Raw genomic sequence first — 12,063 nt, forward strand, 5'->3', positions numbered from 1 at the left:
AATGCAGTTAAAGCCTCAGCAAATTAAAGTTGGTATCGGTCGCGCCCTGTTGCGCCTGCTGCCCTTGATTTTGATGGGGGCACTCACGCTGGCAACTTTTTGGCTGGTCCAAAAAAATACTCCGCCAGAAAAATCCCCTCTAGAGCGCGTCCGCTTACATGAGCCTGACTACACCATTAAAGATGGTGCACTATCCGCCCTAAATGAATTGGGTAATACCAAATACCGTGTTTTAGGCGTCAAAGTCACTCACTACGATGACGATGCATCTATTGATATCCTGACGCCTCGCATGCGTCTGTTCCAAGCTGAAAAAGCACCAGTAACCGTTAAGTCAGATACCGGGCACATCGATGGTGATCTCACCATTCTCGATTTATACGATAACGCCAGTATCTTTCGCCCGGCTCAAGAAGCAACTGCATCACAGCCGGCGACTTTAAGAATGTTGGCCAGTTCAAGCTATTTCAAAGTACTCATTAACGATGACATTATTGAAACGAATCGACCAATTACCCTTGAGCAGGGAATGTCAATCATGAACTCCACTGAAGGTGGCGTATTTAACAACGTCGAACAAAGTATGGTCCTCAGCGGCCAAGTCAAAGGACGTATTGAGCGTGCTCCGCGGGGCCAGCAATAAAATGGCATCGATGAAAATTTTATTTGTTCGCCTTGCGCTCTTGAGCCTCGGACTCTCCATTGCATCTTTGTCGTTCGCGGAAAAAGCAGACCAAGATAAACCCGTCATTTTGGAAGCAGAGAAAGTTTCTGTAAACGACGTTAAGCAAATCTATGACCTCAATGGTCAGGTGCTACTCATCAAAGGCAGCATTATTGTTACTGGCGAGGATAGCCATATCGAAGTGGATTCACAGGGTTATGAGTTTATCGATGTCGTGGGCACTCCCGAAGCGGTAGCGAGCTTTAGACAACGTCGTGAAGGCCTTGCAGATGAATTCATGCAAGGACGTGGCGCCCAGGTTACTTATGACGCCAAGACAGAGTATCTGACGCTGACAGGCGACGCCAGCTTGAAGCGTTTGCTCAATATGCAAATGCTTGATCAATTAAAGGGCTGGAAAATTGAGTACGATGATGTAAAGCAGTACTATCGTGTCACGCCCCCTAAAGATGCAAAACCGGATGATCTGCCCTTAGCAAGAGCCATTCTTTCACCAAGACGAAAAGCAACCCTAGAGAAATGACTGAGGATTTAACCCACATCGATAACGCGCCCACACTAAGTGCCCATAACCTACAAAAACGTTATGGCACTAGAACCGTAGTTCGCGACGTATCCGTACAAGTCAGATGTGGTGAAGTTGTAGGTCTACTAGGTCCGAATGGAGCTGGCAAAACCACTTCCTTCTACATGATTGTTGGGTTGGTCCCGCTCGATGGTGGAAACATTGTTTTAGATGGCGCAGATATTACGCATTTACCTATTCATGAGCGCGCCCGAATGGGGCTCTCTTATTTGCCGCAAGAAGCCTCTGTATTTCGAAAGCTCAATGTCGCTGAAAATATTCAGGCAGTCCTAGAGCTTCAAGCTCAAGGTGGCAAGCCTCTGACTAAAGCCGAAATTGCCAACCGCCTAGATGAACTTTTAGGTGAACTCCAAATTAGTCATCTGCGCAATAACCCAGCCCTATCCCTATCGGGTGGCGAACGGAGGCGGGTAGAAATTGCTAGGGCCCTAGCTTCCCAACCAAAATTTATCTTGCTAGATGAGCCCTTTGCCGGTGTTGACCCTATTGCCGTTGGGGAAATCCAGCGCATTGTGCGCTTCCTGCGGGACCGCCAAATTGGAGTGCTCATTACCGACCACAACGTCCGCGAAACCCTGGGCATCTGTGACCACGCTTACATCATCAGCGAAGGTAGCGTATTGGCCGAAGGTAAGCCTGATCAGATTATTCAGAACGATGCTGTCCGTAGAGTCTATCTGGGCGAAAACTTCCGGATGTAAGCCAATCAAGGTTTCGCGCTTCTAAAGTAATAAAAATTGCACTTCCCTATTGGTTTTCAGCACATTCACTGATACGCTGGAGGTTCATGGTTTATTTTCCAAAAAAAACAGCACAAAAAATTTCAGGGGCTTGCTGCGCACCCCAGGCATGATCATGCGCACGCATCTATAGCATCTATAAAAGGAGTCGCTAATGAATTTAAAAATTAATAGCCGTCATGTGGAAGTTACCCCTGCCATGCGCTCTCATCTTGAGGCGGGGCTAGCCAAAATTCGTAAGCACTTCGATCACGTCATTGATGCGTCTGCATTCCTGGTAGTGGACAAGGCCAAAGAGAAGGACCTCCGTCAAAGCGCCGAGATCACCATTCATCTCAAAGGGAAAGATCTGTTCGCTGAAGCACACAATGCCGACCTTTATCACGCTATGGATGCAGTGGTTGATAAGCTAGAGCGTCAAGTTGTTAAACACAAAGAAAAGATCCAAGATCATCATCACGAAAAGCATTTTGAGTGATGAAGTTTGTCAGGACACCTATAATCAATTCACATGAATGCCCTGACCAATCTTTTTACTCCCGACTGCATTGCATTGGACGTCTCTGCCACAAGCAGGGCTGATGCATTTGCAGCCGCTGGAGAACTGTTTTCTAAACAAACAGGAATCACAGCCAACTCCGTTATAGAGTTCCTCAATGCTCGTGAAGATCTAGGCTCCACCGCCCTCGGCGCAGGTGTAGCCATCCCTCACGGTCGCGTGAAAGGCTTAAAGCAACCAAGTGCAGCTTTTATGCGGCTGCAAAACCCAATTGAGTTTGCAGCTCCGGATGGTGAAGCGGTGTCCATCTTGATTTTCTTGCTGGTGCCTGAAAAAGCCACCCAACAACATTTAGAAATTTTGTCTTCGATTGCTCAGCTACTGTCAGATGCTGATGCTCGCCAGACCTTATCGTCTACTGCAGACCCCTTAAAGGTTTGTGAACTCTTACAAAACTGGGGTACAGCAAAATGACTCAGCCATTACTCCTAGAGGGAGTAACTGCTCAGCAGATTTTTGATGACAACGTTTCAGAATTAAAGCTGTCCTGGATCGGCGGTCTCGAAGGCGCAGACCGCACCTTCCCGCCAGAAGCTGTAAAAGTCGCAGCAGCCAGCTCAGACTTAGTGGGTCACTTAAACCTCATTCACCCAAGTCGTATTCAAATCTTCGGTGAACAAGAGATTGAATATCACGCAGATCTAGAACCAAAACAAAGGCAAGAGCAAATTGCCAGCTTGATCTCCAAGATGCCTCCTTGTGTCATTGTGGCTGATGGTAAGAGCGCAGATCCAGACTTACAACTATTCTGCCAGCGATCTTCAACACCGCTATTCACCACTGCAATTTCTGCTGCGGAAGTAATTGATCATTTACGAATTTACTTAACCAAAATTGGTGCACCTCAAATTACCATGCATGGTGTCTTCATGGACATTCTGGGCTTGGGTGTACTCCTCACTGGTGAATCAGGCCTCGGCAAAAGTGAACTAGGCCTTGAACTCATTTCTCGTGGGCATGGATTGGTAGCCGATGATGCGGTTGACTTTGCACGCCTTGGGTCCGATTACATTGAGGGTCGTTGCCCCGTTATATTGCGGAACTTGCTTGAGGTGCGTGGACTGGGATTGCTGGATATTCGGACCATCTTTGGTGAAACAGCAGTGCGCCGTAAATTAAAACTACGCCTCATTGTTCAGCTCGTTCGCAGAACCGATGGCGAATTCGAACGCCTACCCCTTGAAGCCCAACATATTGATGTACTGGGTGTTCCCATTCGCACAGTCAAAATTCAGGTGGCTGCTGGTCGCAACTTAGCCGTACTAGTTGAAGCCGCTGTACGCAATACTATTTTGCAATTGCGCGGTATCGATACCTTAAAAGAGTTTATTGAGCGTCAACGTGTTCAGATGAATGCTGAGTCAGAATCCTCAAAGTCTCAAGGGCGCCTACTCTAAACCATGCAGATCAATCTGATTACCGGAATCTCAGGCTCAGGTAAATCAGTAGCCCTGAGGGCTTTTGAAGACGCGGGCTATGACTGCGTAGACAATCTTCCCGTCTCGCTTCTAGAAAACCTTATTTCTACTCTTGAAAAAGAAAAGTGTGAGCAAGTTGCAGTTGCCATAGACGCTCGTCGTGGGCAATCCATTGCAAACTTACCGTCCATTCTGGAGAACTTGCGCAAAAATCATCAGGTAAGAGTAGTTTTCCTGAATGCCGATACCAATACCTTGGTGCAACGCTTCTCGGAAACCCGTCGCCGCCATCCTTTATCTACCAATGCCAAGCAGCCTCAATCAGCAACTCTGATTGAGGCAATCGATAAAGAACGTAATTTGCTAGAGCCTTTGCGCGCCCAAGCGCACAGCATTGATACCAGCAATCTGCCTGCGCATGCATTGCGCTCCTGGATTCAGGATCTTCTCAAAGACAAGCCTGTAGGCCTTACCGTAGTATTTGAATCCTTCGGCTTTAAAAAGGGTGTGCCCAGCGAAGCGGACTTAGTGTTTGATGTGCGCTGTCTACCAAATCCTCACTATGACAAAATGCTCAGGCCGCTCACTGGCAATGACAAGCCTGTGAAGGAATTCTTAGAAAAAATTCCAGAGGTCATGAGCATGGAATCAGACATCACCCAATTTATTAACAAGTGGTTGCCTCATTACATTGCTGACGGCCGCAGTTATTTAACAGTTGCCATTGGCTGCACTGGCGGGCAACATCGCTCCGTCTATCTCGTAGGCCGCCTGAGCGAACACTTTCGCGCCCAAAAAGATCTCATTGACTTGCAGCTTAATTTTTTAGATCGTCACCGCGAACTAGATTCAATCCCTGTAGCAAAAGCTTAATCGGCTGCGGCAAGCCATAGCGCCCTAGCTGAGTCAAGGGTACCCACTTCAGATCTGGATTTGAGAAAGCCGACTCTTTCGGAGTGTTTGCCTGCCATATCTGCATCCATAAACGTCTGTGCGTAAAGACATGCTTAATTTCTTCGGCCTGCTTTATGGATTGACATACCTTTGCAAGCGCTGCAAATTTTTCTTCAGGCAATGTAGCTGCAAATAATTCCTGCGGGCTTATCTGGACATCTTTAGCACTAGACACTCTAGGGGTCCACGACCCTTCAGGCAAAGACCAAAGACCGCCCCAAATGGCTTTACTTGGCCGCTTTTGCAAGAGGATGGAATTACCCGAGCGCATTAACAACATATTGCAATTAAATTCTGGGGACTTTGTCTTCTTGGTTTTTTGCGGAAGCGAAAGCACTTGATCGCTTAAATTGGCTTGGCAGTCTTTTGCGAAGGGGCATTTTTTTTCAGACCCCAAACACACCGGTTTGCGCGATGTGCACCAAGTAGCTCCAAAATCCATCAGAGCCTGGGTGTACACCGGCATATCCGTAGGCTTAGTTGGTAGTAAATCAACCGCTAAATCCCATAGACGATCATTGACCCGCTTATCTTGTATTGCGCCTTCAACTCCGAATAAACGCGCCAGAATGCGTTTCACATTAGCATCCAAAATAGGAGCACGCTCATGAAAAGCAAAAGCAGCAATCGCACCTGCAGTAGAGCGGCCGATACCTTTCAACTGCTCAAGCAAGATAGGATCACGTGGAAACTTTCCATCGAACTCTGTCATGACTTGCTTTGCGCAAGCGTGTAGATTTCTAGCTCGCGAGTAATAACCTAAGCCTGCCCACTCAGCCAATACTTCGTCAATGTCAGCAGTGGCTAATTTTTTAACCGTTGGAAAACGTTTCATAAAACGTGGGTAGCGCTCTAAGACAGTGGCTACCTGAGTTTGTTGCAACATGATTTCTGAAACCCACACTGCATAAGCGTCGCGATTGCCTTGCCAAGGCAATCCTGAGCGCCCACTGACCGCATGCCAAGCAACGAGCTTTGTTGCAAATGTGTTGGTCAGCGTTTTTGACATTGAGCGCAGAAATAGGTGGAACGTTGACCCTGCACTATCTGACTAATGGGTGACTTACAAACCTTACACGGCAGGCCTTTGCGGTCATAGACTTTGGTCTGAACCATAAAGTGTCCAGGATCACCATTGCTGTTCACAAAATCTTTCAAACTACTACCTCCGGCTGCAATGGCTTTTTTCAAAATCAATCTTACCGCTTCAGCCAGACGAGAACATTGTGGCTTGGTCAGCTTTCCTGCGGCTTTAGCTGGATGAATACCCGCCTCAAATAAACTTTCAGAACAATAAATATTGCCGACACCGACAACCGCTTGCCCCGCCAAAAGAAACTGCTTTACAGCAACACTGCGCTTACGTGACGCTTGATACAAAATGTCTGCGCCCAACTCACCCGCAAATTCTGGAGAAAATGGCTCAACTCCTAGCTTTTGCAATAGCGCAAACGTTTCAATAGGACCTTTTGATTTGGGGTGCCATAAGACTGCGCCGAATTTTCGTGGGTCATGCAGACGCAAACTCAACTTACCAAACTCCAGCGTTACTCGATCATGAATCTTGAGAGGATCTGAGCTTGGGAGGACACGCAAAGTTCCCGTCATCCCTAAATGAATCAACAAGTAGCCCGTATCCATTTCTAATAAAAGATACTTCCCCCGCCTCTCAATGGCGTGCACTTTTTGCCCAGGTAAGCTTTTAGAGAGGCTTGCAGGTACTGGCCAACGCAAACGTCCATCAATAATTTTGACGGCACTGACCTTACGCCCCTCCAGATGGGGGGCGATTCCTAATCGGGTGACTTCTACTTCTGGAAGTTCTGGCATAAATGGATTGTAGATTCGCGGATTAGAATGTGCTTATGAGTAAATTCACACTGAAACCCCTTTTAAAGGGTTTATTCCTGGCGGCCTTGGCTGGTGGAGTCATTTCATCAGCCCATGCCCAGACCCAGGCAAATGGATTACAAACCGGTGAGGCCGTCTTTGAGGTACTCGCCTCCGAAATCGCCCTGCAGCGGGGTGAGGCTGGCCTGGCTTACAACACCTATTTGGAGATGGCGCGGCAATACCAGGATCCAAGACTTGCTCAAAGAGCCATGGAAATTGCGATTGCAGGAGGCTCCCCAGACTTAGCCATGCAAGCAGCTAAAACTTGGGATGAACTCTCGCCAACCTCAGACACCAAACCTAAAGAAGTCCTAGTAACACTGCTGATCTTAAGTAACCGTTGGTCTGATGCTATCAAGCCCGCAATTGCCTTATTGCGCCAACAAACTCCCACTGAACAAGAAAACACTCTTTTGCAATTACAAACATTGCTTGCTAAAGCAAAAGATGAGTCAGACGCCTTGCGCGCTTTTTATGAAATCGCATCGACTGTCAAGATTCCACTTAAAGATCCTGGCCTGCTTTACACCTATGCCATGTCTGCTGAAAAAGTAGGTCGCATGGATGTGATGGAAAAAACCTTGCGTGACATTTTGCGCAAGAACCCAAACGATGTGAATTCTCTTAATGCTCTCGGCTACTCACTAGCAGATCGCAATATGAAATTGCCAGAAGCATTTGCACTCATCAGCAAAGCACATCAACTGTCTCCAAAAGATAGTTTTATTTTGGACAGCTTAGGCTGGGTGAATTTTCGTCTTGGTAAAAACGCCCTTGCGTTAGAGCAATTACAACAAGCCTTCGCTATGAAACCAGAAGCTGATATTGCTGGTCATACTGGTGAAGTATTGTGGGTCATGAATCGTCGCGCTGAAGCTGAAGATATATGGCGTCAGGGACAAAAATTAGACGCTAATAATCCAACCCTGAAAGAAACCTTACAGCGCTTAAAGCCAGACTGGACAAGAGATGATCAATCCTCTAAAGGCTCATGGGATGGACGTTTTGCCGTCAAAGTCATTGGTCTAACCGAGTCACAAAACCAAGGCGGCTCCGGTGGCTTCACCTTAACCCAAGAAGCTTTAAAAGATGTTTTAGAGATACGCAATCCTATGGGTGGATCGATTGCAAAAATTACGATTACGCCCGGTGAAGCCACTCTTGAAAGTGATGGCAAAGTAATTACTGCAATTGATGCAGATACCTTGATGCAAAACACATTGGGCCTACCACTTCCTGCGCGCGGATTATCAAACTGGTTAAGAGGTGAAGTACGCCCAGGAAGTGAAGCAAGCGTTGATAGAAACGCGAAGGGCCAAGTGAACAAAATTAGTCAGGATGGCTGGGACTTGGTATACACATGGAGCAACACCAATCGTCTCGAAAAACTCACCATGACACGCAGCTCGAATATCGGCTCGATTGATATTCGCCTCGTGTTTGACCGCCCGAATGACTAAGCAAAATATCAATGGCGAAACTCGATTCTTTATCTCTTCGTTCGCCCGCTAAGCTCAATCTTTTTTTGCACATCGTCGGACGTAGAGCAGATGGCTATCACCTACTCCAATCCGTCTTTCAACTGATTGATTGGTGCGACACCATCCACTTAAAAAGAATTTCTGAAAATGAAGTGCGCCGCATTAATCCTATTCCCGGAGTTCCGCCCGAACAAGACTTAGTGGTTCGCGCAGCAAACTTACTAAAAGATTTTTGCAAGATTGAGGCTGGGGTTGAAATCGATCTTCACAAAGAAATTCCGATGGGTGCAGGCATGGGGGGCGGGTCCTCTGACGCAGCAACCACATTGATTGGTCTAAACGCCCTTTGGAATCTTCAGCTTTCTAAAGAAACGCTTTGCACCCTAGGACTCAAGCTCGGGGCCGATGTCCCCTTCTTCATTTTTGGAAAAAATGCCTTTGTTGAAGGCATCGGGGAGAAAATTCAAGAAATTTCCCTCCAAACCCCTGATTTTTTGGTGATATTTCCCAATCAAGGGATTGCGACTGCTAGCATTTTTCAAGACTCGGAATTGACCCGAGATCACGCTCAGATTACAATTGATGGCTTTCTTGCATCGCCATTGTTATATCAATCGAATGATTGTCAGGCGGTAGCGATGCGGATTTGCCCTGAAGTGAAGCAAGCTTTGGATTGGATTACCCAGGCAGTACCGGGCTCACAGCCCCGAATGTCTGGTTCTGGAAGTAGCGTTTTTGCAGTCTTAGACCCTAAGACTGATACCGCAAAACTAGAAAATCTTCTGCAAAATCTTCCTGAAGGGTGGGTAGGTCGGGTTGTTCGGGGGCTAAATAAAAATCCCGCTTACAATTTGATTTCTTCAGATTGACCTGTAGGGGAATCGCCAAGCTGGTTAAGGCACTGGATTTTGATTCCAGCATGCGAAGGTTCGAATCCTTCTTCCCCTGCCAAGTACTGTAGAAACGATAAAGATAACCTTTTGACCTCACAAAACCCTAAGACTATGTCCTCCACAAACGCAGATTTATTGACTCTTTTCACAGGCAACGCAAATCCCGTTTTGGCTGAGGCTGTAGCCAAAGAACTTAAACTCCCCATGGGAAAAGCCTTTGTTGGCAGATTCTCTGATGGTGAGATTCAAGTAGAAATTCAAGAGAACGTCCGCGGCAAGAATGTCGTGGTGATCCAATCAACCTGTGCACCTACAAATGACAGCTTGATGGAACTCATGATCATGATTGATGCCCTGAAACGAGCCTCTGCAAGCCGTATAACCGCAGTGATTCCTTACTTCGGCTATGCCCGTCAAGACCGCCGCCCTCGCTCTGCTCGCGTAGCTATTTCGGCTCGCATTGTGGCCAACATGCTTCAGTCAGTTGCTGGCATTGAGCGCGTTTTGACAATGGATCTGCATGCCGACCAAATTCAGGGTTTCTTTGATATTCCGGTAGATAACATCTATGCCTCTCCAGTTCTTTTAGCTGACCTAGAAGCGCAAAAAACCAAAAAAGATCTGATCATTGTGTCCCCAGACATTGGCGGCGTAGTACGCGCCCGTGCAATGGCCAAGCAATTAGGCACTGATTTGGCGATTATTGATAAACGCCGCCCTAAGGCAAACGTATCCGAAGTAATGCACCTCATTGGCGAAGTAGAAGGCCGCCATTGCGTCATCATGGATGACATCATTGATACCGGCGGAACCCTCTGTAAAGCCGCTGAAGCACTTAAAGAGCGTGGTGCTAAGGGCGTTACCGCCTACTGTACTCATGCAGTGCTCTCAGGCGGTGCTGTGGCCCGTATTGCTGCTTCTGAATTGGATGAGCTCGTCGTCACCGACACCATCCCTCTGACCGCAGAAGCAATGAAAGTGTCCAAAATTCGCCAATTGACCGTAGCCCCGCTACTAGCTGAAACTCTTTCCCGTATTAGCAAGGGTGATTCAGTGATGTCAATGTTTGCTGAATAAGCCAAAAAATACCGTTTTACCCCGGTTTTTGGCAGTTTTAAGTCTTTTGTAGGCGAAAACATCCTTTCCCACGATATAATTGAAGGCTTTTCTGTTTGGTCGCGAACGGAAATTAACCTTAACTAGGAAATCATCATGAAAGTAGTTGCCTTTGAAAGAAGCGTACAGGGAACGGGTGCGAGCCGCCGTCTGCGCAATTCCGGAAAAACTCCGGGAATCGTTTACGGTAGTAAAGATCCAGCCTTGGTCATCGAGTTAGACCACAACGCATTGTTCCATGCTCTCCGTAAGGAAGCATTCCACTCATCCATTTTGGATTTGGAAATTAGCGGCAAGACACAAAAAGTGTTGTTGCGCGATTACCAGATGCATCCATTTAAGCCATTGGTATTGCACATTGACTTCCAGCGCGTATCCGCGACTGAGAAGGTTCATATGCGCGTTCCATTGCACTTCACAAACGCTGACACTTCAGCTGCTGTGAAATTGCAAGGCGCTGTTATTAGCCACATCCTCACCGAACTCGAAGTTTCTTGCTTACCAGCAGACTTGCCTGAGTTCATTGAAGTGGACTTGGCGAAGATTGAAGTTGGACACGGTATTCACGCTAAAGACATCGCATTGCCAAAAGGCGTTACCTTGGTATTGCATGTTGAGCAAGAGAATCCAGTACTTGCTAACGCACGTATCCCAGCAGTTAAAGGTGCTGAGCCTACAGACGCGCCTGCTGCACCAGCAGCCGCAGCCTCTGCAGCTGAGGCGCCAAAAGATAAAGCTTAATTATTTAGCTCAATCGCTTGTACAAGAAGGCCTGCGCAAGCGGGCCTTTTTTATTGCCCTAAGTTTTCACTCTTTTTTGGCGAAATACTTTTATATCTTTAAACTCTCAACATGACTAAATTAATTGTTGGCCTAGGCAATCCTGGAGATGAGCATAAAGAAGATCGGCACAATGCTGGCTTCTGGTTTGTTGACGTCTTGGCAAAACAACTAAGCACTCGTTTTGAATCTGAAAAACGCTTTCATGGCAAAGTAGCTAAAGCTAAATGGGAAGGCGAAGATCTTTACTTACTCAAGCCAAGCACTTACATGAACCTGAGTGGGCAATCGGTTGGCGCGCTATGCCGCTTTCACAAAATCACTCCTGCGGATATTTTGATAGTCCAAGATGAACTGGATTTGAAGCCTGGTACTGCACGACTGAAGTTAGGTGGCGGCACTGGCGGTCACAATGGCTTGAAAGATATCCAAGCGCATTTAAGTACCCCAGATTATTGGCGCTTACGCTTAGGCATTGGCCACCCCAGAGATTTAGCTGGTGATGGACGCCCGATGGATGTTGCAGATTATGTATTGCGTAGACCTCAATTGGACGAGCAAAAACTTATTGATATCAGCATTGAAAATAGCCTGCAAATTTTGCCGCTCTTTTTAAAAGGCGACACTCAAAACGCTATGATGGAGTTGCACTCCAAGGGCTAATTACTGAACTAAGCTGCTCAGTTAAGCTGTATTGGCTTTTTTGGCAGCAGTTAAACGCGTGAACTTCACCATTAACTGCTCTTGAGTTTCTGTGTGCTCAGGATTAAATGGGATGCAGTCGACTGGACAGACCTGGCGACATTGGGGGGCATCATAGTGACCTATGCATTCGGTACATTTATCGGGATTGATTTCATAAATCTCCAGACCCATGTAAATAGCATCATTTGGACACTCCGGCTCGCAGACATCGCAGTTAATGCATTCGTCCGTGATCATTAATGCCATGATTTAC

Annotated in this window: 15 protein-coding genes and 1 tRNA gene; 13 read left to right on the forward strand and 3 right to left on the reverse strand. The window is 47.0% G+C overall.

Annotated elements, in window-relative coordinates; all coding sequences use genetic code 11:
• Window position 1 precedes the first annotated feature (1 nt).
• The 7 genes from lptC to rapZ all read left to right on the forward strand — a co-directional run bounded on the left by lptC (window position 2) and on the right by rapZ (window position 4,861).
• Entirely contained in the window at window positions 2-643 is a 642-nt protein-coding gene (gene lptC / locus ICN39_RS02530; protein ID WP_216232551.1) for an LPS export ABC transporter periplasmic protein LptC, read from the forward strand.
• A gap of 10 nt (window positions 644-653) precedes the next feature.
• Window positions 654-1,208, forward strand: a complete 555-nt coding sequence (gene lptA, locus ICN39_RS02535) for a lipopolysaccharide transport periplasmic protein LptA (protein ID WP_255532257.1) — start codon at window positions 654-656, stop codon at window positions 1,206-1,208.
• Window positions 1,205-1,972 (forward strand): LPS export ABC transporter ATP-binding protein, encoded by a 768-nt coding sequence (gene lptB / locus ICN39_RS02540; RefSeq protein WP_216232553.1) that lies wholly within the window; start codon window positions 1,205-1,207, stop codon window positions 1,970-1,972. Before lptA ends, lptB begins: the two co-directional genes overlap by 4 nt.
• A 193-nt stretch (window positions 1,973-2,165) precedes the next feature.
• A complete protein-coding gene (gene hpf, locus ICN39_RS02545; RefSeq protein WP_012358449.1) occupies window positions 2,166-2,489 on the forward strand; it encodes a ribosome hibernation-promoting factor, HPF/YfiA family in 324 nt (107 codons plus the stop codon).
• A gap of 33 nt (window positions 2,490-2,522) precedes the next feature.
• Window positions 2,523-2,984, forward strand: coding sequence for a PTS sugar transporter subunit IIA (locus ICN39_RS02550; RefSeq protein ID WP_216232554.1), 462 nt, complete (start codon window positions 2,523-2,525; stop codon window positions 2,982-2,984).
• Window positions 2,981-3,967 (forward strand): HPr(Ser) kinase/phosphatase, encoded by a 987-nt coding sequence (gene hprK, locus ICN39_RS02555; protein WP_216232555.1) that lies wholly within the window; start codon window positions 2,981-2,983, stop codon window positions 3,965-3,967. Before ICN39_RS02550 ends, hprK begins: the two co-directional genes overlap by 4 nt.
• Window positions 3,968-3,970: 3 nt before the next feature.
• On the forward strand, window positions 3,971-4,861 hold the full coding sequence (rapZ, locus tag ICN39_RS02560) for an RNase adapter RapZ (protein WP_216232556.1): 891 nt from the start codon (window positions 3,971-3,973) through the stop codon (window positions 4,859-4,861).
• On the opposite strand, the gene mutY is transcribed toward rapZ, so the two are convergent.
• Together mutY and mutM are read right to left on the reverse strand one after the other, a co-directional pair.
• The gene (gene mutY, locus ICN39_RS02565) at window positions 4,806-5,951 is read right to left on the reverse strand and encodes an A/G-specific adenine glycosylase (protein WP_216232557.1); all 1,146 of its coding nucleotides are present in this window, start codon (window positions 5,949-5,951) and stop codon (window positions 4,806-4,808) included. The genes rapZ and mutY overlap by 56 nt on opposite strands.
• Window positions 5,936-6,772 (reverse strand): bifunctional DNA-formamidopyrimidine glycosylase/DNA-(apurinic or apyrimidinic site) lyase, encoded by an 837-nt coding sequence (gene mutM, locus ICN39_RS02570; protein WP_216232558.1) that lies wholly within the window; start codon window positions 6,770-6,772, stop codon window positions 5,936-5,938. The genes mutY and mutM overlap by 16 nt, the downstream gene beginning before the upstream one ends.
• A gap of 35 nt (window positions 6,773-6,807) precedes the next feature.
• Here mutM and ICN39_RS02575 point away from each other — a divergent pair, with 35 nt between their 5' ends.
• The 6 genes from ICN39_RS02575 (at window position 6,808) to pth (ending at window position 11,768) form a co-directional block, all read left to right on the forward strand.
• Window positions 6,808-8,295: an outer membrane lipoprotein LolB gene (locus ICN39_RS02575; protein ID WP_216232559.1), complete on the forward strand. Its 1,488-nt coding sequence runs from the start codon at window positions 6,808-6,810 to the stop codon at window positions 8,293-8,295.
• A gap of 11 nt (window positions 8,296-8,306) precedes the next feature.
• Window positions 8,307-9,185 carry a 4-(cytidine 5'-diphospho)-2-C-methyl-D-erythritol kinase gene (ispE, locus tag ICN39_RS02580; RefSeq protein ID WP_216232560.1) on the forward strand — a complete coding sequence of 293 codons (879 nt, stop codon included), beginning with the start codon at window positions 8,307-8,309 and terminating at the stop codon, window positions 9,183-9,185.
• A gap of 5 nt (window positions 9,186-9,190) precedes the next feature.
• A tRNA-Gln gene (locus ICN39_RS02585) sits at window positions 9,191-9,267 on the forward strand.
• Between the two features lie 53 nt (window positions 9,268-9,320).
• On the forward strand, window positions 9,321-10,286 hold the full coding sequence (locus tag ICN39_RS02590; protein WP_216232561.1) for a ribose-phosphate pyrophosphokinase: 966 nt from the start codon (window positions 9,321-9,323) through the stop codon (window positions 10,284-10,286).
• Between the two features lie 135 nt (window positions 10,287-10,421).
• Complete coding sequence (locus tag ICN39_RS02595) at window positions 10,422-11,066, forward strand: 50S ribosomal protein L25/general stress protein Ctc (protein ID WP_216232562.1); 645 nt, start codon at window positions 10,422-10,424, stop codon at window positions 11,064-11,066.
• A gap of 111 nt (window positions 11,067-11,177) precedes the next feature.
• Window positions 11,178-11,768, forward strand: a complete 591-nt coding sequence (pth, locus tag ICN39_RS02600; RefSeq protein WP_215321079.1) for an aminoacyl-tRNA hydrolase — start codon at window positions 11,178-11,180, stop codon at window positions 11,766-11,768.
• Between the two features lie 21 nt (window positions 11,769-11,789).
• Here pth and ICN39_RS02605 read toward each other — a convergent pair whose 3' ends face one another.
• Window positions 11,790-12,056, reverse strand: coding sequence for a YfhL family 4Fe-4S dicluster ferredoxin (locus ICN39_RS02605; protein WP_215321080.1), 267 nt, complete (start codon window positions 12,054-12,056; stop codon window positions 11,790-11,792).
• Window positions 12,057-12,063: the final 7 nt, after the last annotated feature.

This window comes from Polynucleobacter sp. AP-Reno-20A-A9 (assembly GCF_018882085.1).
Classification (GTDB): Bacteria; Pseudomonadota; Gammaproteobacteria; order Burkholderiales; family Burkholderiaceae; genus Polynucleobacter.